We start from the raw sequence: 21,504 nt of genomic DNA, 5'->3' as shown, positions 1-21,504 counted from the left end.
GGGTGAAGCAGATGGGGTGTGGCGGGGCCGAGGAAGAGGTGAGGCGGCCCGTCCGCCGGCTCGTCTCAACACAGGGCCACCGTCTGCCCGGTGGATCCCTGGGCGTCCTTTCGCTCGGCTGCCCAGGCCGTCAGTGGTGTGAAGCCGAGGTGCCCGCACTCGCCGAACACGGTGACGGGTGCCCCGCCGGAGAGGGCCATGAGGCGCCAGAGGCCGGGGCGGGAGCGGGCGGAGGAGGTGAGAGGGAGGGCGAGCTCGCTGTCGGCGTCGATCAGTTGCCAGGAGTCGCCGTCCGGGGCGGGTATGACGCGGGTGAGCGTGACCGGGTACGCGTCGAGCCAGGGGTCGTCCTGGAGGGCCTCGCCGTACCGCGCGGCCGCCTCGGACGGGGTGATGCCCGGCGGGCGTACGGACGAGGGCTCGGGTGCGGTGAAGCGCTCGCCCAGCGCCGCGCGCAGCTGTCCCGCGCCCGGATACGCCGCGACCTCCGCCTCGAAGGCCAGCCCCACGGGGAGCGACAACTCGGGGGCGCGGCCCGCGGCTCCGTAGGAGAGGAGCAGTGCCGTACGGCCCGACCCGGTGCCGTACAGCCAGATGCGGCGGGTGGTGAGGCGGGAGTCGGCGGTGTCGTACTGGGCGAGAGTGAGCCACTGGTCGCGGACCGGTGGGCCGTCCGGGGAGCCGGACAGGCCGATCCGCGAGCGGACCGTGGCCGCGAGTCCCTCCGGGAGGTGGTCGCGGCGCAGCCAGCCCTGGTCCAGCAGATGGAGGAGGGCGCACTCCTCCAGGAGGCGGACGGGCCAGCCCGGCCCCGAGCCCGGCATTGCGCCCAACTCCCGCACCCGGGAGGCCAGTCCGGGTGCCTGGGCGTCGACCATGCGGGCCGCCGTCTCCTCCCAGAGCGCGTACCCCGCCTGTTCCGCGGCGGCCAGGCCGCCGCGGAACAGGTCGGTCAGGCGCTGTTCGAGCTCCGCCGCGCCCGCGGTGATCCGGTCGGCGCGTCGCTCGGCCCGGCGACGCGCCGCCTCGGGGTCAGCGGACGTGGCCCCAGATGCCGCGTCCGTCCTCGTCGTCCTCTCCGCTGCGCGCGTGCGGCGGCCGGCAAGCCACTGCTGCGCCCAGTCCGGTGCCTGCCCAGGAGGCACCGCGGTGTCGTCGCCCGCCCAGAGCAGGAGCAGCCCCAGCGCATGCTTGCACGGGAACTTCCTGCTCGGACAACTGCACTTGTAGGCGGGCCCGGTGGAGTCCGCGACGTCGATCACTGTTTGATACGGCTTGCTGCCACTGCCTTTGCATAGTCCCCACACCGTCCCCTCGTCCGAAGTACCCGCCGACGACCAAGGTCCGGCCACGGCGAGTTTGCTTCCGGCTTTGCGCGACGCTGCGTCAGGTGCCAATGCCAGCACCTGCTCAGCCGTCCAGCGCACCCCCTGCTGAGTCATGTTCTGAAGGTAGATCCCACCACTGACAATTGGCTTGCGCGATCCAATTTCCCCAGGTCAGACTGGATTGTCAGTGGCGTGGTGCAGTGTGGTCAGCAGATCCGAACCGGCCGAGCTGGAGGGGGACTCAGCCATGCCTGCGTCTGCTGGAACGACCACTGTCGACCCGAGCCGCAACCAGTCCGCGCCCGCGAACACACACCCGGGCGCCCGTCCGGACGGCGAGGTGCTGCGGGCGCACGCCGAGCACGCCTTCGCCGATGAACTCGCCGCGCTGGCCGCCCAGGACGACCGGCCCCGGCCGGCCCGATGGAAGCTCTCGCCGTGGGCGGTCGCCACCTATCTGCTCGGCGGGACACTGCCGGACGGCACGGTCGTCACACCGAAGTACGTCGGACCGCGCCGCATCGTCGAGGTGGCCGTCACCACGCTCGCCACCGACCGAGCGCTGCTCCTGCTGGGCGTGCCCGGCACCGCCAAGACCTGGGTGTCCGAACACCTGGCGGCGGCCGTCAGCGGCGACTCCACGCTGCTCGTGCAGGGCACGGCGGGCACCCCGGAGGAGGCGATCCGGTACGGCTGGAACTACGCGCAACTGCTCGCCCACGGGCCGAGCCGCGACGCGCTCGTGCCCAGCCCCGTCATGCGGGCCATGGCGGAGGGCATGACGGCACGCGTCGAGGAGCTGACCCGGATCCCGGCCGACGTCCAGGACACACTGATCACCGTCCTGTCCGAGAAGACGCTGCCGATACCGGAGTTGGGGCAGGAGGTGCAGGCCGTCCGCGGCTTCAACCTCATCGCCACGGCCAACGACCGCGACCGGGGCGTCAACGACCTGTCGAGCGCCCTGCGCCGCCGGTTCAACACCGTGGTGCTGCCGCTGCCGGAGAGCGCCGACGCCGAGGTCGACATCGTCTCGCGCCGTGTCGACCAGATCGGCCGGTCCCTCGACCTGCCGGCCGTGCCCGACGGCGTCGACGAGATCCGCCGAGTCGTCACGGTCTTCCGGGAGCTGCGCGACGGCGTCACCACCGACGGCCGGACGAAGCTGAAGTCGCCCAGCGGCACGCTGTCCACCGCCGAGGCGATCTCCGTCGTCACCAACGGGCTAGCCCTCGCCGCGCACTTCGGCGACGGCGTCCTGCGCCCCTCCGACGTCGCCGCAGGCATCCTCGGCGCCGTCGTCCGCGACCCCGCCGCGGACCGTGTCGTCTGGCAGGAGTACCTGGAGGCCGTCGTCCGCGAACGCGACGGCTGGACCGACTTCTACCGCGCCTGCCGGGAGGTGAGCGTGTGAGCGAGCTGGTGGAGGGAGCGCCGCCGGGCGGCGGCGCCGTCCGGGCCGACGGGGCGGGCGACGGGCCCTTGTTGCTGGGGGTGCGGCATCACGGGCCGGGGTCGGCCCGGGCGGTGCGGGCCGCTCTGGACGCGGCCCGGCCCCGGGTGGTGCTCGTCGAGGGGCCACCGGAGGCGGACGAGCTGATTCCGCTGGCGGCCGACGAGGACATGCGGCCCCCGGTCGCCCTCCTCGCCCACGCGGTCGACGAGCCCGGCCGGTCCTCCTTCTGGCCCTTCGCCGAGTTCTCCCCGGAGTGGGTGGCCATCCGCTGGGCCCTCGCCCGCGGTGTCCCCGCCCGCTTCATCGACCTGCCGGCCGCGCACTCCCTGGCCCGGGGGCACGAGGAGGACGCCGACGCCGAGCCGGAGGGGGCGGCCCCGTCGCCGGAGGAGGAGCCGCTGCGGGGCGACCCGCTCGCCGCGCTCGCCGAAGCCGCCGGGTACGACGACGCCGAGCGGTGGTGGGAGGACGTGGTCGAGCACCGGGGGACGGGCGGGGACGCCTTCGCGCCGTTCACCGTGCTGGAGGAGGCCATGGGGGCGCTCCGGGAGACGTACGGCACCGGGGGCCGAGACCGGGACCTGGTGCGCGAGGCGCACATGCGGTTGCGGATCCGGGCCGCGCAGAAGGAGTTCGGGGACGCCGGTGTGGCCGTCGTGTGCGGGGCCTGGCACGTGCCCGCGCTGCGGCAGAAGCGGACCGTGGCCGCCGACCGGGCGTTGCTGAAGGGGCTGCCCAAGGTCAAGGCCGACATGACCTGGGTGCCGTGGACGAACCGGCGGCTGGCCCGCGCCGGCGGTTACGGCGCGGGCGTCGACTCGCCGGGCTGGTACGGGCACCTGTTCGGTGCGCCCGATCGTCCCGTGGAGCGCTGGCTCACCAAGGTGGCCGGGCTGCTGCGCGCGGAGGACCGGATCGTCTCCTCCGCGCACGTCATCGAGGCGGTACGGCTCGCCGAGACGCTCGCCGCGATGCGCGGCCGCCCGCTGCCCGGCCTCACCGAGACCACCGACGCCGTACGGGCGGTGATGTGCGACGGCTCGGAGGTACCGCTGTCGCTGGTGCGGGACCGGCTGGTGGTCGGGGACGCCCTGGGGGAGGTGCCGGAGTCCGCGCCGGCGGTGCCGTTGCAGCGGGACCTCACCCGGCTCCAGCGGCGGCTGCGGCTCAAGCCGGAGGCCCTGGAGCGGGAGTTGGAGCTCGACCTGCGGAAGGAGAACGACGCGGAGCGCAGCCGGCTGCTGCACCGACTACGGCTGCTCGGCGTCGCCTGGGGCGAACCGACCACCTCACGCGGCAGCACGGGCACCTTCCGGGAGACCTGGCGGCTGCGCTGGGAGCCCGAGCTGTCCGTACGCGTGGCCGAGGCCGGGGTCTGGGGGACCACCGTGCTCGCGGCGACGACCGCCAAGGCCGAGGCGGACGCCGTCACGGCCGGCTCCCTCGCCGACATCACCGGCCTCGCCGAGCACTGCCTCCTCGCCGAACTCCCGGACGCCCTGCCCGTGGTGATGCGTGTCCTCGCCGACCGCGCGGCCCTCGACGCCGACGTCGCCCACCTCGCCCAGGCGCTCCCGGCCCTCGTGCGCACCCTGCGCTACGGCGACGTCCGCGCCACCGACACCCGGGCCCTGGCCGAGGTCGCCGCGGGCCTCGCGGAGCGCGTCTTCGTCGGACTGCCGCCCGCGTGCGCCGCGCTCGACACGGAGGCGGCCCAGGAGATGCGCCGCCATGTCGACGCCGTGCACGGGGCGGTGGGGCTGCTGGGCGACGCCGTGCGGGGGAAGCGGGCGCAAGGGGCCTGCGGCCTGCGGTCCCGCTGGCACTCGGTGCTCCACGTCCTCGCGGGGCGGGACACGGTGCCCGGCGTCATACGGGGGCGCGCCGTACGACTCCTGCTGGACGACGGGGAGTTGGCGCAGGACGATGCCGCCCGGCTCATGGGGCTCGTGCTCTCGCCGGGCACGCCACCGGCCGACGCGGCGGCCTGGATCGAGGGCTTCGTCGGCGGAGGCTCCGGCGGCGGGATGCTGCTGGTCCACGACGAACGGCTTCTGGGCCTGGTGGACGCCTGGCTCACCGGAGTTCCGGGGGACGCGTTCACGGACGTACTGCCGTTGCTGCGCCGGACGTTCTCGGCGTACGAGCCGGGGGTGCGCCGCACCCTCGGCGAGCTGGTCCGCCGAGGGCCGGGCCGGCCGACGAGCGCGGCGGCCGTCGGGGGCGGCATACCGGGTTTCGCCGACGAACTCGACGGTGACCGCGCGGACGCGGTGCTGCCGGTGGTGCGGCTGCTGCTGGGCCTGGACGACGCCCACGAGGGCGCTCAGGGCGCTCAGGGCGATCGCGGAGACCGGGAGAGGGCCGAGCAGGAGCAGACCGAGCAGGAGAAGACGGAGGACGAGAAGGCCGGCGACAACGGCCTTGTGGGGGTGGCGGGATGACGAGTGACGGACTGAGTGAGCCGAGGCGGGCCGCCACGGCGGGGGGCGGCAGGGACGGGCAGGGACACGGACACGGGCCGCGCTCGAGCGACCGTCCGACAACGGTCACGGTGATGCCTCTCTGGGCCCGGTTCCGTGCGGGGGTGGACCGATGACGGCAGGGGCCGGGGCGGATGTGGCGGCCGAGCGGTTGCGGCGGTGGCGGCTGGTGCTGGGCGGGGAGTCGGCGGACGGTACCGGGTGCGCGCTCGGTGGGCGGGACGCGGCGATGGACCAGGCGTTGACCGCCCTGTACGGGAAGGGCGACAAGTCGGGGACGGGGCGGGACCGTTCGGCGGGGCTCGGGGCGTCGGCGCCGTCCGTGGCCCGGTGGCTGGGGGACATCCGGACGTACTTCCCCTCCTCCGTCGTCCAGGTGATGCAGCGGGACGCCATCGACCGCCTAGGACTGTCCGCGCTGCTGCTGGAGCCGGAGATGCTGGAGGCGGTCGAGGCCGACGTCCACCTCGTCGGCACCCTGCTCTCCCTCAACAAGGCCATGCCGGAGACGACGAAGGAGACCGCGCGGGCCGTCGTGCGGAAGGTCGTCGAGGACCTGGAGAAGCGGCTCGCGACGCGTACCCGGGCCACCCTCACCGGCGCCCTCGACCGCAGTGCCCGCGTCAACCGGCCCCGCCACCACGACATCGACTGGAACCGCACGATCGCGGCCAACCTCAAGAACTACCTGCCGGAGTACCGGACCGTCGTGCCCGAGCGGCTCATCGGGTACGGACGGGCCACGCAGTCGGTGAAGAAGGAGGTCGTCCTCTGCATCGACCAGTCGGGGTCCATGGCTGCGTCCGTCGTCTACGCCTCCGTGTTCGGGGCGGTGCTGGCGTCCATGCGGTCCATCAGCACCCGGCTCGTCGTCTTCGACACGGCCGTCGTCGACCTCACCGACCAGCTCGACGACCCGGTCGACGTCCTCTTCGGCACCCAACTCGGCGGCGGCACGGACATCAACAGGGCCCTGGCGTACTGCCAGTCGCAGATCACCCGGCCCGCGGACACCGTGGTCGTGCTGATCAGCGACCTCTACGAGGGTGGCATACGCGACGAGATGCTGAAGCGGGTGGCGGCGATGAAGGCGTCGGGGGTGCAGTTCGTGACCCTGCTCGCCCTCTCCGACGAGGGAGCGCCGGCGTACGACCGCGAGCACGCGGCGGCCCTGGCGGCGCTCGGCGCACCGGCGTTCGCCTGTACGCCCGACCTCTTTCCGGAAGTGATGGCGGCGGCGATCGAGAAACGGCCGTTGCTGATACCGGACAGCGAGTGAAGGAGGGTCGGCGGCGGCGCGCAACGGCGCAGCGACGGCCGCGCGTGAAGGCGGAGCGGTCGCGGGTGGCGGCGGTCGTGGCCGGGGTGGCAGGCGGTAACCGGACAAGGGAGGTTGAAAAACGGACATGAGAACGCGTCGGTGACAGGGGCCTTGCGCGGCGGCCGACGTCCCGTGCGAGGATCGGCAACACTTCACAGCCTTCACACGGGTGTTCGCATCTCGCGCATCTTCGCCCCGTACTCCGCCGTTCCGCCGCACCGGAGGAATTTTCCGTCTTGATCCCAGCGACCGCGCTTCCTGGTGCCGGTGCCGGTGCCGGTGCCGGTGGCGTCCTGCGCGTGCTGCGCGGGGCCGCCGGGTGCCGTCTGGTGCGCGTGGCGCTGTTGGTGGGTGGACTGTTCGTGCTGGGCGTTGTGTGCGGGGAGCGGGCGAGCGCCGCGGACGGGGCCCCGACTTCGCCGTCCCCGTCCCTCTTGACCGCCGCCACGCAAGACGTCGTACGGCCGGTCGCCGAGCGAAGGGTGCGGCCGGTCGCCGAGGTGGCCGCACCGGTCGCCGGGACCACCGTGAAGCCCGTCGCGAAGCATGTGGCGCGGCCCGTCACCGAGCACATGGTGCGGCCCGCCGTACGGCCTCGGGCCGAGCATGCGGCACGGCCGGTCGCCGAGCGGATCGTGCGGCCGGCGTCCGAGAGAGCCACCGAGGGAGTCACCGGCGGCGTCCTGGAGCCGGTCGTCGGGGATGTTCTGCGGCCGGTCACCGAGTCGGTCGTGCGGCCTGTCACCGAGGGTGTCGTGGTGCCCGTGGGGGACCTCGTGGAGTCGGTGACCGGAGGGCTGGGCGGGGTGACGTCGCAGCTGCCGCCGGTGACCCTGCCGTCGCTGCCCGGAGTGCCGGGGCTTCCGGAGCTGCCGCCACCGCCCGGGCTGCCCGAATGGAACCCCCTGCCCGTCGAGTCCCTGCCCGTCGGCGGCGTGCCCCAGGAGTCGGGGCCGAGGGAGCCCGAGAACCCGGGCCCGGCCTCGGACGGTGGCGCCGGGCACGACGCCGAAGGGGCCACCGGTCCGGCTTCCGTCACGTACGGGCCGAAGGCCGTGGTCGGCGGTACGGCCGCCGTGCCGGCCCCGCACCGGACCGCCGGCGACCTGGACGCAGAGGGCTCGCCCGGCGTCCGCGTGCCGACGCAGCCCGACCCGGACGGTGTTCCCACCGGTTCCCTCGGACGGCACTCCGCCCTCGACAACGGCGGGCCCCGGCACGCCGAGCCGCACGCCGTCGCCGCTCCCGACCCGGCGCCGCTGAGCCTCGTGCCCGGCGCTCTCGCGACCGACACCCCGGGCGGGACCCGGGACCGGCACCGGGACATCCCCGAGTCCCCCGGCTGAGGGCCGGTCTCCCCACCCCGCCAGACCTGTAGCTCCGTGCCGGCTGATCACATCGGCCCGCTGTCCGGACGCCCCTCCGCGGTGCGGAGGACCGGCGGACCACGAAGAGCGGTGGCTGCTCCGCCCGCGCTTCCCGGCCTCAGGTCACCCCGATCCCCGTCCCCTTTCGTGTACCGCGCCGCCCCTCCGCCGTAGGGGACGCGGCCACAGTCGACCGACCCTCCGTGCGGAAACCCGGACGGCCGAAAGCCGTCGGCCCGGTCCGGGCGGATGTCGGGGGCGGTGACGGACGGTCTCCCATGGGGAGGAGATCGCCCGTCGGGGGCCCTTTCCACATCGGTGGAGGGCCTCTGGGAACCTCACCGGACGTACCCCCGTCCGGTGAGGTTCCGCACGCGCGGCACGCGGTGCCAGTGAGCACGGCATCATGTGACAGGTATCACCGCTCAGGTGTGACCCTCGATTTAGGGGGCCTCCGGAAGCAGCGATAACCTGCGAGACGGACATGCCGCGCGCTCGGACACCGTGTGCGCCTCCCTTGTGACTCTCGGCGGACGTCACGTTGCCCTTCGCGGCACGCCCACGCATCCAACGAACCGCGATCACTGATAGGGACGGAAGCGCGTGGACCTGTTCGAGTACCAGGCGAGGGACCTCTTCGCCAAGCACGGTGTACCGGTGCTGGCCGGTGAAGTCATCGACACGCCTGAGGCGGCGCGCGAGATCACCGAGCGGCTGGGCGGCAAGTCGGTCGTCAAGGCTCAGGTGAAGGTCGGTGGTCGAGGCAAGGCCGGCGGCGTCAAGCTCGCCGCCACCCCGGACGAGGCTGTCGCCCGTTCGACGGACATTCTCGGGATGGACATCAAGGGCCACACGGTCCACAAGGTGATGATCGCCGAGACCGCTCCGGAGATCGTCGAGGAGTACTACGTCTCCTACCTCCTCGACCGCACCAACCGCACCTTTCTCTCCATCGCCTCCGTCGAGGGTGGCATGGAGATCGAGGAGGTGGCGGCCACCCGCCCCGAGGCCGTCGCCAAGACGCCCATCGACGCCAACGTGGGTGTGACCCCCGAGGTCGCCCGTGGCATCGTCGAGGCCGCGAACTTCCCGGCCGAGGTCGCCGACAAGGTCGCCGACATCCTCGTCACCCTGTGGAAGACCTTCATCGAGGAGGACGCCCTCCTCGTCGAGGTCAACCCGCTGGCGAAGGTCGCCTCCGGCGATGTCCTCGCCCTCGACGGCAAGGTCTCGCTGGACGAGAACGCGGACTTCCGCCACCCCGACCACGAGGAGCTCGTCGACCACGCGGCCGCGAACCCCCTCGAGGCCGCCGCCAAGGAGAAGAACCTCAACTACGTCAAGCTCGACGGTGAGGTCGGCATCATCGGCAACGGCGCGGGTCTCGTCATGAGCACCCTGGACGTCGTCGCGTACGCCGGTGAGAACCACGGTGGCGTCAAGCCCGCCAACTTCCTCGACATCGGCGGTGGCGCCTCCGCCGCCGTCATGGCGAACGGCCTGGAGATCATCCTCGGCGACCCGGACGTCAAGTCCGTCTTCGTCAACGTCTTCGGTGGCATCACCGCCTGTGACGAGGTCGCCAACGGCATCGTGCAGGCGCTGCAGCTGCTCAAGGACAGGGGCGAGGAAGTCACCAAGCCCCTCGTCGTCCGCCTGGACGGTAACAACGCCGAGCTGGGTCGCAAGATCCTCTCCGACGCCAACCACCCGCTGGTGCAGCGCGTGGACACCATGGACGGCGCGGCCGACAAGGCCGCCGAGCTCGCGGCTGCGAAGTAAGGGACGAGGGAACACAGCCATGGCTATCTTCCTCAACAAGGACTCCAAGGTCATCGTCCAGGGCATGACCGGTGCCACGGGCATGAAGCACACCAGGCTCATGCTGGCCGACGGCACGAACATCGTCGGTGGCGTGAACCCCCGCAAGGCGGGCACCAGCGTCGACGTCGACGGCACCGAGATCCCGGTCTTCGGCACCGTCGCCGAGGCGATCGAGAAGACGGGCGCGAACGTGTCCGTCCTCTTCGTACCGCCGGCCTTCGCCAAGGCGGCCGTCGTCGAGGCGATCGACGCCGAGATCCCGCTCGCGGTCGTCATCACCGAGGGCATCGCGGTCCACGACTCGGCCGCGTTCTACGCGTACGCCGTGTCGCAGGGCAACAAGACCCGGATCATCGGCCCGAACTGCCCGGGTCTGATCACGCCCGGTCAGTCGAACGCCGGCATCATCCCCGGTGACATCACCAAGCCGGGCCGCATCGGCCTGGTCTCGAAGTCCGGCACGCTGACGTACCAGATGATGTACGAGCTGCGTGACATCGGCTTCTCGTCGGCCGTCGGCATCGGTGGCGACCCGGTCATCGGCACCACGCACATCGACGCGCTCGCCGCGTTCGAGGCCGACCCCGACACCGATCTGATCGTGATGATCGGTGAGATCGGTGGCGACGCCGAGGAGCGGGCCGCCGACTTCATCAAGGCCAACGTGAAGAAGCCGGTCGTCGGTTACGTCGCCGGCTTCACCGCGCCCGAGGGCAAGACCATGGGCCACGCCGGCGCCATCGTCTCCGGCTCCTCCGGTACGGCCGCCGCGAAGAAGGAGGCCCTGGAGGCCGCCGGCGTCAAGGTCGGCAAGACGCCGACCGAGACGGCGAAGCTCGCGCGCGAGATCCTGGGCGGCTGACCTTCGGCTCGGCCGAGCCTTCTGTGGGCCCGCACCCCGGTCACGGGGTGCGGGCCCACAGGCGTCTCCGGGCGGGGCCGGTCCGGCGGCGTTGCCGCTCAGTCGGCTTCCGGATGCAGGCGTTCCGGCCCGGCGGCCGCCTCCGACCTGAGCTTGGCCCGGAGCTTCTGTTCGGTCTTGGAGAGGGGGCCGGGGGCCGCTCGCGGGGGCACGCCCTGGACCGGGGCGCCCGGCGGGACCGGAGGCTCGTAGTGGTCGGGGGCGGTGTGGAGGGTGAGGGCGGTGGTGGTGAGGAGAAGGGTGGTGAAGGCGATCGCCGCGTGGATCCAGCGCCGGGCGTGCAGGTCGGCCCGGGCGCGCAGGTCGACGGGCCGGGCCGGGCCGGGCCGGACGTCCGACGGGAGCGCGGCGAGGAGACGGTTGAGGTCGTCGGGGGCGACCGGCTGAGGGAGGCGGGCGGTGACCGTCTCGCGGGCGTAGAGGAGACGGCCGGCGGCGGCGGGAGTGCTGGCCTCCGTCTCGGCGGCCGTGTCGGGCAGGTCGAGGCCGACGCCGTCGTAGAGGAGCAGGGTCCGGCGGTACGGGGGCGGCAGTTCCAGGAGGGCGGTCAGCAGGGCGCGGTCGGCGGGGTCGGTCGGCGGTGGTTCGCGGCGCTGGAAGGTGCAGGGGTGCAGACGGCGCCAGGGGGAGAGGGCGTAGTCGTGGGCCGCCGCCCGCACCCAGCCCGCCGGGTCGCGGTCGACCGCCACCTCCGGCCAGCGGTGCCAGGCCAGCTGGAAGGCGCGCTCGACGGCCTCACGCGCGAGCCGGCGCTGCCCGGTGAGCAGATAGGTCTGCTGTACGAGGGTGGGGGCGCAGTACGCGTAGAGCGCGTCGAAGGCCTGGGCGGGCGTCAGGCGCGGTGGGGGCGGGACCGAGGCCGAGGGCGGATCCTCGGCGCCGACGTCGGCGCAGGTGCCGAGGGGCTGCTGATACCACTCGGCCCCGCCCTGGACGGCCGGCTCACCGGAAGGCGCGGCCGCAGTTCCGGATGAGGTTCCGTTTTCGGCGCCGACGCCCATGCCGAGGCCGACACCGACGCCCGTACTGGCTCCAGCCCTGGTTCCCCTCCCGGCTCCCGTCCTGTTTCGATGTCCGGTTCCGGGCTCGACCCCGGGCGCGGTCACCGGGTCGCCTCCCGTCGTGGCGACCTCCGTTGGACCAACCCTCGTACGAAAAAACACATAAGCACATATTGAGCGACACGTGCGGGAAACGTCCGTTACGCCGGTAAAGCGCGTGTCGTTGGGAGCATGGCCGACGTGACGCACGCGACCGACCCGAACGACCCGGCCACCGGGCCGGGCCACCCCACCGGCCACGCCTGGGCGGCATCGTCCACGGCACCCGGGATGCCCCTCAGGCAGGGGGAGTCGACGGCCTCCCTCTACTCGTCGTCGCCGCGGTCCCCCCTCTCGCCGTTGCTCCGACGGGCGCGCCGCCGGTCGTCCAAGCTCGTCTCCGGGGTGCTGGGCGGAGCCCTCGCGGCGGGCCTCGGGTGTGCGGTGTTCACCGCGCTCGTGACCGTGCTCTGGATCAGTTCGCCGTACCCGGACAGCGGGCCCGGTGGGGCGCTGCACGTGGCGGCGGCCCTGTGGCTGCTCTCCCACGGCGTGGAACTCGTCCGCACCGACACGCTCTCCGGTGCCCCCGCCCCGGTCGGCCTCGTCCCCCTCCTCCTGCTCGCGCTGCCGGTGGTCCTGCTGCATCGTTCGGCCCGCGACCACGCGGGGGACGGCTCCGGGGTGAGCGCCAGGGTGACCTGGGCCGGACTCGTCATCGGATACGGGACCGTCGGTGCGGTGGTCGCGCTGTACGCCTCCGGGGGCGTGCTGCGGCCGTCGTGGCTGTGGGCCGCGCTCTGCGTGTCGCTGCTGGCGGCGCTCGCGGCGGGCACGGGGGTATGGGCGGCGCGCCGGGGCTCCCGGCTGCCCCTGCCCGCGCTCCGCGGAGGCGCCCCCGGGACGGAAGCGCGGCGGCAGTTGGCGGCCACCGCCGGACGGGCCGCCGGGGCGGGTGTGCTCGTCCTGGCCGGTGGGGGTGCCCTGCTGGTGGCCGTGTCCCTGGTCTGGCACGGAACGGCGACCCGTGACTCGTTCCTCCAGCTGACCGAAGGGCTGTCCGGGCGGTTCGCCGTCCTGCTGCTCTGCGTCGCCCTCGTCCCGAACGCGGCGCTGTGGGCGGCGGCGTACGCGCTCGGGCCCGGCTTCGTGCTGAGCGCCGGGCACACCGTCGCGCCGTTGAGCGCGGCCGCTCCCGCCCCGTTTCTGCCGTCCTTCCCGTTGCTCGCCGCCGTTCCGGCGGGCGGGGGTGCGCCGGTGTACTGGGTGGTGGGGGCGGTCCCGCTGGCCGCGGGGGTGACGGTCGGGTGGTTCATCGCGGGCCGGGCCGCCGCCGACCGGTCGAAGCCGTGGTCCGGACGGCGTACGGCCGCCGCGGTTCTCCTCGCGGCGCTGCTGTCCGCCGCCGCCTTCGCCTTCCTCGCCCACCTCGCCGGTGGGCCCCTCGGGGTCGCCGCGCTCACCGATTTCGGTCCCGTGTGGTGGCGTGCGGGCGGCGCGGCCGGCGCTTGGGTGGGAGCGGTGGCGCTCCCGGTCGCGCTGACGACGCGCTGGGCACGGGTACGGCCCCGCAAGCCCAAGGCCGCCGCGCCGACCACCGGCCCACGAACGGCGGCGGGGGTGCCGGGGGCGAGGGGGGCCGGGCGGGAGAGGGCGGCGGGGGCGCCGGGGCGCGGTAAGGCGGTGGAGGTGCCGGAGAGCGGAACGGGCCGGGAGAGGGTGCTGGACGCGCCGACGGCTGAGGTGGGGCCGGAGAGGGCGCGGGGGGCCGAGTTCGGGCGGGGTCAGGCGGGGGACGTGGCGGAGGGCGGCGCGATGAAGAGCGGCGCGGTGGAGAGCGGTGCGGTGGAGATGCCGGGGGCAGAGACAGCGCGGGGTGCGACAGCGCGGAAGGGCGTGGCGGGGGCGCACATGGCTGAACTGCGGACTCCGACCAATTCCACGCCCACCGCAGCCCCACAGGCGGACGCCGACCCAGGCACCGTTCCCGACGCCGGCCCAGTCACCGTTCCCCACGCCGACCCGGGCACTCTTCCCCACGCCGACCGGGGCACTGTTCCCCGCACCGACCCTGGAGCCGGTCCCACCCCCGACGCGTCCGTCCGAGGGGCCGCCGTCTCCCCGTCACCGCCCGTCTGGGACCCCGCCTCGCGTGAAGCCCGCTGGGCGGCGCTGCGCGAGGCGTTGATGCTCGGGGGCGAGAGTGATCGACCCCCCGGCCCTTCCGGCGACGGCGGCTTCGGTGGAGGTATCGCTGCCTCGGCCTCTACCGGAGCCCCTGCCCCTCCCTCGTCCGAGGGTGCGCCAGGGGTCGACACCGGCACCGAGCTCCGGCCCGGAGAAGCACCCTGACCAGTGCGAAGGCGCCGCCCGTGGTCGTCCTCGGCGGCGCCTCCGTGGCGTTGACCGCCGTGCCGGGCGGCTACTGCGCGCCCAGCATCTCCCGCAGCGGGCCCTCCGGGAGGAGGTCCTTGCAGGACTTGGCGGAGACCGTGGTGAGGGAGTCGTCGACGCAGGTGTAGTAGTCGCGGTAGACGAACTGCGCCGTGAAGGTGATGGCGACGATCGCGAGCGCGATCGTGGAGGTCACCAGGCCGCTGATGGCCGCCGTCCGCTGGGGGCGACCGCTCGGCTCGGGCGCCGCAGGCCGGGACGGGTCCGGCGTGGCCGGCTTCGCCCGCAGCGCGCTGACGGCCCAGTACACGGCCAGCGAACCGAGCAGCAGCGCCACGTACGGCCAGGCGAAGAGCGCGAAGAAGAAGGCCCACATACCGCTGAGCAACGAGTACCGCGCGCGACGCTGGGCCGGGTCCGTGGGGTCCCAGCGCAGCCCACTGCCCGGCCCGCCCTCGGGGCCCTGCCCGGAACCGCCGGGCCCACCCGGTCCGCCCTGGCCACCAGGACGGTCACCGAAGTGTCCGCCGGACGAGCGGCCGGGCTGCCGGTCGCTCCACTGACTGCCCCACGGCGAGTGACCACCACCGCGCCCCGCTCCGTCGTCGGAACCCCGGCCGTCGGGCCGGCGCGGCTGCCACGGCCGGTCGGGCGCGCCCTCGGGCGGCGGCGCGAACGGATTGTCGTCCGAAGAGCCTGAGCCCTGGCCCCGCCCGGGCTGCCCGGGCTGCTCGGGGGTGTCCTCGCTCTCGCGCGGAGGCGTGGGCGAGGAACTCCGCTCGCGCAGCAGGAGCGAAGGAAGGCGGAGGCTGCGGTCCGGCATCAGGAGTGCGTCTTCCCCTTGGTGAATACGGTTGGTGGTGTGCTCGGCGGTGACGTCGGCGGTGGCCCCGGTCTCGATCTCGGCGCTGAAATCCACTGGTAGGGCATGAGCCGGCACTCCGTGAACGCCCCGCACACCGACCGCGTTCCCGAGCCCGCTCCTGGCAGACGCTACCTCCCGGCCACGCCCCCGTCCCACGGGGGCCGTCCGAAGTGCCGGTATCGTTGCTGACGGTCGGCCGCTTCGTAGACTTCCCCGTATTGGGGGACGCGAAGCATTCGTAGGAATGCACAAGCGCGCAGGTGCACCGCACGCACCGGCGCGGTCGGCGGACCCGAACGTCCCCGCAGAACCCGTAGAAAGGGCCCCACCGTGGCCGCCAAGCCCGTGGCCAAGCGCCTCGTCGTGCTGGTCTCCGGATCCGGCACCAACCTCCAGGCGCTGCTGGACGCCATCGCGACGACCGGCGTCGAGGCGTACGGCGCCGAGATCGTGGCCGTCGGAGCCGACCGCGACGGGATCGAGGGACTCGCCCGCGCCGAGCGCGCCGGGCTGCCGACCTTCGTCTGCCGGGTCAAGGACCACGCGACGCGTGAGGAGTGGGACGCGGCGCTCGCCGAGGCCGTCACCGCCCATGAGCCCGACCTCGTCGTCTCCGCCGGGTTCATGAAGATCGTGGGGAAGGAGTTCCTCGCGCGGTTCGGCGGCCGGTTCGTCAACACCCACCCGGCCCTCCTCCCCAGTTTCCCGGGGACCCACGGGGTGCGGGACGCGCTGGCGTACGGCGCCCGGGTCACCGGCTGCACCGTCCACTTCGTCGACGACGGCGTCGACACCGGGCCGATCATCGCGCAGGGCGTGGTGGAGATCCGGGACGAGGACGACGAGAGCGCTCTGCACGAGCGCATCAAGGAAGTCGAGCGAAGGCTGCTCGTCGATGTCGTGGGGCGGCTCGCCCGCAACGGCTATCGCATTGAGGGACGAAAGGTAGTTATCCAGTGACCGCCGACATCAACAAGCGGCCCCTTCGTCGGGCGCTCGTCAGCGTCTACGACAAGACCGGGCTGGAGGAGCTGGCCCGCGGGCTGCACGAGGCCGGTGTCGAGCTCGTCTCCACCGGCTCCACGGCCGCGAAGATCGCCGCCGCGGGCGTCCCCGTCACCAAGGTCGAGGAGCTCACCGGCTTCCCCGAGTGCCTGGACGGCCGGGTCAAGACCCTGCACCCCAAGGTCCACGCGGGCATCCTCGCCGACCTCCGGCTGGAGGACCACCAGCGTCAGCTCGCCGAGCTGGGCGTCGAGCCGTTCGACCTCGTCGTCGTGAACCTCTACCCGTTCCGGGAGACCGTCGCCTCCGGCGCCACCCCCGACGAGTGCGTCGAGCAGATCGACATCGGCGGCCCCTCGATGGTCCGCGCCGCCGCCAAGAACCACCCCTCCGTCGCGGTCGTCACCAGCCCCGCCAGGTACGCGGACGTCCTCGCCGCCGTGCAGGACGGCGGCTTCGACCTCACCACCCGCAAGCGGCTCGCCGCCGAGGCCTTCCAGCACACGGCCGCGTACGACGTGGCCGTGGCCTCCTGGTTCGCCTCGTCCTACGCGCCCGCCGACGACTCGCAGTTCCCCGACTTCCTCGGGGCCACCTGGGAGCGCGCGCACACCCTGCGCTACGGCGAGAACCCGCACCAGCCGGCTGCGCTGTACGTCTCCGGGACCGGCGGTCTCGCCGAGGCCGAGCAGCTGCACGGCAAGGAGATGTCGTACAACAACTACACGGACACGGACGCCGCGCGCCGTGCCGCGTACGACCACGACGAGCCGGCCGTCGCGATCATCAAGCACGCGAACCCCTGCGGTATCGCGGTCGGCGCGGATGTCGCCGAGGCGCACCGCAAGGCGCACGCCTGCGACCCGCTGTCCGCGTTCGGCGGTGTGATCGCCGTCAACCGGCCGGTCAGCAAGGAGATGGCCGAGCAGGTCGCGGAGATCTTCACCGAGGTCATCGTCGCGCCCGACTACGAGGAGGGGGCCCTGGAGGCCCTCGCCAAGAAGAAGAACATCCGGGTGCTGAAGGCGCCGGGCGCCCCCGCCGCGCCGGTGGAGCTGAAGCCCGTCGACGGCGGTGCGCTGCTCCAGGTGACCGACCGGCTCCAGGCCGACGGCGACGACCCGGCGAACTGGACCCTCGCGACCGGCGAGGCCCTCTCCGCCGACGAGCTGGCCGAGCTGGCGTTCGCCTGGAAGGCCTGCCGCGCGGTGAAGTCCAACGCCATCCTGCTCGCCAAGGACGGCGCGTCGGTCGGTGTGGGGATGGGGCAGGTCAACCGCGTCGACTCCTGCAAGCTGGCTGTCGAGCGGGCCGGCGCCGAGCGCGCGCGGGGCTCGTACGTCGCCTCGGACGCGTTCTTCCCGTTCCCGGACAACATCGACGTGCTGGGTGCGGCCGGCGTCAAGGCCATCGTCCAGCCGGGCGGTTCGGTCCGTGACGAGCTGGTCGTCGAGGCCGCGCAGAAGGCCGGGATCACGATGTACTTCACGGGGACGCGGCACTTCTTCCACTGATTCCACTGAGTGGATGCGCTGAAGGTGTGAGGCGTGGGGCCCGTCGGTTCGTCCGACGGGCCCCACGCCTCACGCGTGCGCGGCAGGCAGGCCACTCGCTGCGTCGTGCCGCTCGCTACGTCGTGGCGCGCAGTGCCGCCCAGGTGTCGGGCCCGACCTGGCCGTCGATCTCCGGCCCCTTCGCGGTCTGGAACCGCTTGACCGCCGACTCCGTGTCCTTGCCGAACTTGCCGTCCACTACATGGGCAACACGAGTTGACGAGAGAGTACCGTGCGGGCGCTGCCGGGAGGGGCCCCCGGAGCGGCCCCCGGAGCGGGTCCGGTGGGCCGTCGCGGGCGCCCCGTATCAGCAGTTCTTGCTCATGACGTCCTTCCACGTTTTGCCCTTGCCGTGTACGCCTTGCCGTTGAAGTGCGCGGGCTTGCGGGATCGGCCGCCGCCGTGGTTGATGACGATCATGTCGGCGGCCCGGGATCGCCAGGGACGGCGGTCTCTTTCGTGGTGTGACGCGCCCTCCGTGGCGGCTGTGGCCGTTGCAGGCGGAATGGCCGATACCCCGGTGCAGAGGCTGGCGTTCCGCTGCGAGGGCCGAGGGGACAACGCTCTGGACTCAGGAGGTTCCGCCATGCGCAGCAGGTTGAATCGGTTACGCCGGGTCGTGGCCGTCGGCGCGGTGCTCACGGCCGCGCTCGGTACGGGAATGGGCGGCACCGCCGTCGCCGCCCAGAAGGAGGCGGCGGCAGTGCCGTGTCCGCAGGGGTTCGTGTGTCTCGCGGAGAACCCGAACGGCACGGGCCGCGTGTACCGCACAGCGCAAGGGACGGCGGCGCAGCTGGGTTCGGTGCGGGTCGGCGAGGCCACCAACAGCACGAGCATCGACTACTGCGTGATCGGCACCTTCAGCTACCTCCTCCGCCCTGGCGAGACACAGACTCGGGACAGCGTCGTCCGCACCGTGACGCCCCGTCCGACCAGCGGGACCTGCCCGGTGTGAACACGCCGAAGGGCCGTACCCCTTCTTCCGCGGGGTACGGCCCTTCGCTGTGCTCGGCGGCGCTCAGTAGCGCGGGCGGTTGAACCACGCCTTGCCGTTGGCGTTGCCGACGAAGACGGCGATCAGGATGCCCAGCACCAGGTGGACCAGGCCGATCAGGAAGAACGGGAAGACGCCCAGGACGGCTGTGATGATGCCGAAGACCAGCGCGGCGACGCGTACGCCGTTGCCGCCGGACTTGAACTTCACGGCCAGCATGATCGCGTAGACCAGCCAGGCCACCGCGAAGACGGCGATCGCCACCATCTGACCGGTGGGGATGTTGCCCAGCGCCTCCGCGAGGGCCGGGTCCTCGGTGCTGTCGCTGGCCGCGGCCACACCGATCGCGCCGATGCCGTACAGGAGCACGCCGACGACCTGGAGGCCGACGATGACCCAGAGCATGATGCGGGCCGCGTTCACCGTGCTGGGCATGGTCTCGGGAACGCCCGGGTAGCCGCCGTAGCCCTGGGAGACCGGCGGGGCGGTCGGGTAGCCGTACCCCGGCTGCTGGGGCTGGTTCTGCTGCGGGTAGCCGTAGCCCGGGGCGGGCGGCTGCTGCTGGGGCTGGCCGTACGGGTTGTTCGGGTCGCCGAAGCTCATGCGGGGTTTCCTCCGTTGCCTGATGCCGGGACGCGCGGCACGGTTCGGAGGAATGCCTGCCTTTTTGAACTGGTCACGCCCCCCGGCAGTGCCCGCGGCACTGTGTCCCAATCGTTTTATATGCCTGCCCGGATGTCCAGGGAGATACCGCGGGTGTTGTGCAAGTGCAACACATCCGATCTTGTCCGGCACGGACGCTCCGTACGGACAGGCAGGGGGCGGAAGGCGTCCGCCTGGTGACCGGATTGGAACCCGGCACCGGTCATCCGCGAAGATTGGGGCCATGAGCGCCCAGATTCTCGATGGCAAGGCCACCGCAGCCGCGATCAAGTCCGATCTGACCGCCCGCGTGGCGGTGCTGAAGGAGAAGGGCGTCACGCCCGGACTCGGCACGATCCTGGTCGGGGAGGACCCCGGCAGCCAGAAGTACGTGGCGGGCAAGCACCGCGACTGCGCGCAGGTGGGCATCGCCTCCATCCAGCGCGAGCTGCCCGCGACCGCCACGCAGGAGGAGATCGAGGCGGTGGTGCGGGAGCTCAACGAGGACCCCGCGTGCACCGGATACATCGTGCAGCTGCCGCTTCCCAAGGGCATCGACGAGAACCGCGTCCTCGAACTGATGGACCCCGACAAGGACGCGGACGGCCTGCACCCGATGAACCTCGGGCGCCTCGTCCTGAACGAGCCCGCGCCGCTGCCCTGCACGCCGAACGGTGTCCTCACCCTGCTCCGCCAGTACGGCGTCGAGATCAAGGGTGCCGAGGTCGTGGTCGTCGGTCGCGGTGTGACCATCGGCCGCCCGATGCCGCTGCTGCTGACCCGGCGCAGCGAGAACGCCACGGTGACCCAGTGCCACACGGGTACGCGTGACCTGGCCGCGCACCTCAAGCGGGCCGACATCATCGTCGCGGCGGCCGGCTCGGCCCACCTCGTCCGGCCCGAGGACGTGAAGCCGGGCGCCGCCGTGCTCGACGTCGGTGTCTCCCGCTCCGCCGAGGGCAAGATCGTCGGGGACGTGCACCCCGGGGTCGCCGAGGTCGCCGGGTGGATCTCCCCCAACCCCGGGGGCGTCGGGCCCATGACCCGCGCCCAGCTGCTCGTCAACGTGGTCGAGGCGGCGGAGCGCAGTGTCGGCTGACGGCAGGGCGGAGGGGACATCGGGACGGCCGGGGCCACCGAGGGCCTCCGGCCGGGCCGAACGGCCAGGGGCGTCGGCCGACGGCGCCCCCGGCCTCGGGAAGGCGGCGGTCGAAGCCGCCACGTCGGAGCGGCCGGGCGCGAGCGACGGGGCTGCGTCGGAGAGGGCACAGATGTCGAGGACGACGGAAAAGGCCGGGACGACAGAAACCGCGGGGGCCGCTGCCGAGGGGGCCGGGTCGGTTGCGGCCGAGGGGTTGCCTGCGGCTGGAGGGTCGGCTGAGGCGGCCGGGTCCGCTGCCGCCAGGGGATCGGGTGCCGCCGGGTCGGCTGGGAAGGGCAGTTCGGCTGCCGCCGGGTCGGTCAAGAAGCCGGGGAAGCCGGAGACGGTCGGCGCGGACGAGGGTGCAGAGGGCTCGCGCTCGACCGGAGCCGCGGGAGCCGCCGGGGCCGCCGGGTCGGGCGAGGCGGCCGAGGTCGCCGGCCCTTCGGCTGAGGCGTCCGGGGCGGCCGACGCGGCCAGGTCCGCCGAGGGCGGTGATGAGATCGAGGTGCGGGATCACATCAGCGTGCCCGATGCCGACGGGAAGCCCGTGCGCGGTACCCGGCGGTTCCCGATGTTCACGAAGGACACCGCGCGGCCCGAGGGCGGCGGCCGGGCGGCACCGCGTGAGGCGCCCGCGCCCGTCCGGCAGTGGCCGATCCTCGCCGTGCTGAGCACCGTGGGCCTCGGTCTGCTGCTCACCGCGCTGGACGCGTTCCGGATCGGCACGATCCTGATCGGCGTCGCGCTGCTCGCCGGCGCGGCGCTGCGCTGGGCCGTCCGGGACGTCGGCATGCTCGCCGTCCGCTCCCGCTTCACCGACATGGCCACGTACATCTTCCTGGGCACCGCGATCGTGCTGCTCGCGCTGATGGCCCAGCCCAAGCCGTGGCTGGAGATCCCGTTCCTCAAGGACACGCTGCACTTCACGGTGGGCGACGAGGAGACGGGCTGAGACCGGCCGTTCCGGCCCCGGTCCCTGACGCGGTGCGACGGCGGTCCGTCCCCTCCCCCGAGTAAGGACGGGCCGCCGTCGCGTTCCACGTTCCTGCACGGCGAACGACCTGTTCAACACCTGTCAGGCCGCTGTGGCACGGAAGTGACCATTCCGCCAAGGTGTCCGGATCGAGCCACCGCGACGGCACCCGGACGTCATCCCGGCATGGCAG

At 73.0% G+C, this 21,504-nt stretch carries 17 protein-coding genes; 12 read left to right on the top strand and 5 right to left on the bottom strand.

Annotation, left to right across the window (positions count from 1 at the left end; all coding sequences use genetic code 11):
- Window positions 1-65 precede the first annotated feature (65 nt).
- Entirely contained in the window at window positions 66-1,442 is a 1,377-nt protein-coding gene (locus P8T65_RS17175) for an SWIM zinc finger family protein (protein WP_316726209.1), read from the bottom strand.
- 133 nt (window positions 1,443-1,575) lie between these two features.
- Between P8T65_RS17175 and P8T65_RS17170 the strand changes: the two genes are divergently transcribed.
- From P8T65_RS17170 to sucD, 6 genes are all read left to right on the top strand, one after another.
- Window positions 1,576-2,742 (top strand): AAA family ATPase, encoded by a 1,167-nt coding sequence (locus P8T65_RS17170; RefSeq protein ID WP_316726208.1) that lies wholly within the window; start codon window positions 1,576-1,578, stop codon window positions 2,740-2,742.
- An 8-nt stretch (window positions 2,743-2,750) separates the two neighbouring features.
- Window positions 2,751-5,228, top strand: a complete 2,478-nt coding sequence (locus P8T65_RS17165) for a DUF5682 family protein (RefSeq protein ID WP_399103130.1) — start codon at window positions 2,751-2,753, stop codon at window positions 5,226-5,228.
- 151 nt (window positions 5,229-5,379) lie between these two features.
- Window positions 5,380-6,546 carry a VWA domain-containing protein gene (locus P8T65_RS17160; RefSeq protein ID WP_316726207.1) on the top strand — a complete coding sequence of 389 codons (1,167 nt, stop codon included), beginning with the start codon at window positions 5,380-5,382 and terminating at the stop codon, window positions 6,544-6,546.
- A 278-nt stretch (window positions 6,547-6,824) separates the two neighbouring features.
- The gene (locus tag P8T65_RS17155; RefSeq protein ID WP_316726206.1) at window positions 6,825-7,934 is read left to right on the top strand and encodes a hypothetical protein; all 1,110 of its coding nucleotides are present in this window, start codon (window positions 6,825-6,827) and stop codon (window positions 7,932-7,934) included.
- 624 nt (window positions 7,935-8,558) lie between these two features.
- Window positions 8,559-9,737 (top strand): ADP-forming succinate--CoA ligase subunit beta, encoded by a 1,179-nt coding sequence (sucC, locus tag P8T65_RS17150; RefSeq protein ID WP_316726205.1) that lies wholly within the window; start codon window positions 8,559-8,561, stop codon window positions 9,735-9,737.
- A gap of 19 nt (window positions 9,738-9,756) precedes the next feature.
- Entirely contained in the window at window positions 9,757-10,641 is an 885-nt protein-coding gene (gene sucD / locus P8T65_RS17145) for a succinate--CoA ligase subunit alpha (RefSeq protein ID WP_230219659.1), read from the top strand.
- 98 nt (window positions 10,642-10,739) lie between these two features.
- Here sucD and P8T65_RS17140 read toward each other — a convergent pair whose 3' ends face one another.
- On the bottom strand, window positions 10,740-11,702 hold the full coding sequence (locus tag P8T65_RS17140; RefSeq protein WP_316726204.1) for an RNA polymerase subunit sigma-70: 963 nt from the start codon (window positions 11,700-11,702) through the stop codon (window positions 10,740-10,742).
- Between the two features lie 231 nt (window positions 11,703-11,933).
- Here P8T65_RS17140 and P8T65_RS17135 point away from each other — a divergent pair, with 231 nt between their 5' ends.
- Window positions 11,934-14,093 carry a DUF6350 family protein gene (locus P8T65_RS17135; RefSeq protein WP_316726203.1) on the top strand — a complete coding sequence of 720 codons (2,160 nt, stop codon included), beginning with the start codon at window positions 11,934-11,936 and terminating at the stop codon, window positions 14,091-14,093.
- 70 nt (window positions 14,094-14,163) lie between these two features.
- Here the strand turns inward: P8T65_RS17135 and P8T65_RS17130 are convergent, their stop codons facing one another.
- Complete coding sequence (locus tag P8T65_RS17130; protein ID WP_184906476.1) at window positions 14,164-14,958, bottom strand: hypothetical protein; 795 nt, start codon at window positions 14,956-14,958, stop codon at window positions 14,164-14,166.
- Window positions 14,959-15,330: 372 nt separating this feature from the next.
- On the opposite strand from P8T65_RS17130, the gene purN reads away from it, so the two are divergent.
- Window positions 15,331-15,960 carry a phosphoribosylglycinamide formyltransferase gene (gene purN / locus P8T65_RS17125; protein ID WP_316726202.1) on the top strand — a complete coding sequence of 210 codons (630 nt, stop codon included), beginning with the start codon at window positions 15,331-15,333 and terminating at the stop codon, window positions 15,958-15,960.
- Window positions 15,957-17,519: a bifunctional phosphoribosylaminoimidazolecarboxamide formyltransferase/IMP cyclohydrolase gene (gene purH, locus P8T65_RS17120; protein ID WP_316726201.1), complete on the top strand. Its 1,563-nt coding sequence runs from the start codon at window positions 15,957-15,959 to the stop codon at window positions 17,517-17,519. Before purN ends, purH begins: the two co-directional genes overlap by 4 nt.
- A 115-nt stretch (window positions 17,520-17,634) precedes the next feature.
- Here the strand turns inward: purH and P8T65_RS17115 are convergent, their stop codons facing one another.
- Window positions 17,635-17,757 carry a peptidoglycan-binding protein gene (locus tag P8T65_RS17115; protein WP_399099092.1) on the bottom strand — a complete coding sequence of 41 codons (123 nt, stop codon included), beginning with the start codon at window positions 17,755-17,757 and terminating at the stop codon, window positions 17,635-17,637.
- Window positions 17,758-18,144: 387 nt separating this feature from the next.
- Here P8T65_RS17115 and P8T65_RS17110 point away from each other — a divergent pair, with 387 nt between their 5' ends.
- A complete protein-coding gene (locus P8T65_RS17110; protein WP_316726200.1) occupies window positions 18,145-18,513 on the top strand; it encodes a peptidase inhibitor family I36 protein in 369 nt (122 codons plus the stop codon).
- A 63-nt stretch (window positions 18,514-18,576) separates the two neighbouring features.
- Here the strand turns inward: P8T65_RS17110 and P8T65_RS17105 are convergent, their stop codons facing one another.
- A complete protein-coding gene (locus P8T65_RS17105) occupies window positions 18,577-19,155 on the bottom strand; it encodes a hypothetical protein (RefSeq protein ID WP_316726199.1) in 579 nt (192 codons plus the stop codon).
- 283 nt (window positions 19,156-19,438) lie between these two features.
- Between P8T65_RS17105 and P8T65_RS17100 the strand changes: the two genes are divergently transcribed.
- Window positions 19,439-20,293 (top strand): bifunctional methylenetetrahydrofolate dehydrogenase/methenyltetrahydrofolate cyclohydrolase, encoded by an 855-nt coding sequence (locus P8T65_RS17100; RefSeq protein WP_316726198.1) that lies wholly within the window; start codon window positions 19,439-19,441, stop codon window positions 20,291-20,293.
- Between the two features lie 544 nt (window positions 20,294-20,837).
- Complete coding sequence (locus P8T65_RS17095) at window positions 20,838-21,290, top strand: DUF3017 domain-containing protein (protein ID WP_316731616.1); 453 nt, start codon at window positions 20,838-20,840, stop codon at window positions 21,288-21,290.
- The last annotated feature ends 214 nt before the right edge of the window (window positions 21,291-21,504 follow it).

The organism is Streptomyces sp. 11x1 (genome assembly GCF_032598905.1).
Taxonomy (GTDB): Bacteria; Actinomycetota; Actinomycetes; order Streptomycetales; family Streptomycetaceae; genus Streptomyces.
This window is presented reverse-complemented; position numbering and strand designations above follow the sequence as displayed.

Bases quoted from the DNA above. Each gene is read 5' to 3' on its own strand.
- P8T65_RS17135 (WP_316726203.1), top strand. From the start codon at position 11,934: ATGGCCGACGTGACGCACGCGACCGACCCGAACGACCCGGCCACCGGG.
- P8T65_RS17110 (WP_316726200.1), top strand. From the start codon at position 18,145: ATGCGCAGCAGGTTGAATCGGTTACGCCGGGTCGTGGCCGTCGGCGCG.
- P8T65_RS17140 (WP_316726204.1), bottom strand. From the start codon at position 11,702: ATGGGCGTCGGCGCCGAAAACGGAACCTCATCCGGAACTGCGGCCGCG.
- P8T65_RS17170 (WP_316726208.1), top strand. From the start codon at position 1,576: ATGCCTGCGTCTGCTGGAACGACCACTGTCGACCCGAGCCGCAACCAG.
- P8T65_RS17175 (WP_316726209.1), bottom strand. From the start codon at position 1,442: ATGACTCAGCAGGGGGTGCGCTGGACGGCTGAGCAGGTGCTGGCATTG.
- P8T65_RS17100 (WP_316726198.1), top strand. From the start codon at position 19,439: ATGAGCGCCCAGATTCTCGATGGCAAGGCCACCGCAGCCGCGATCAAG.
- P8T65_RS17130 (WP_184906476.1), bottom strand. From the start codon at position 14,958: ATGCCGGACCGCAGCCTCCGCCTTCCTTCGCTCCTGCTGCGCGAGCGG.
- P8T65_RS17105 (WP_316726199.1), bottom strand. From the start codon at position 19,155: ATGAGCTTCGGCGACCCGAACAACCCGTACGGCCAGCCCCAGCAGCAG.
- P8T65_RS17160 (WP_316726207.1), top strand. From the start codon at position 5,380: ATGACGGCAGGGGCCGGGGCGGATGTGGCGGCCGAGCGGTTGCGGCGG.
- sucD (WP_230219659.1), top strand. From the start codon at position 9,757: ATGGCTATCTTCCTCAACAAGGACTCCAAGGTCATCGTCCAGGGCATG.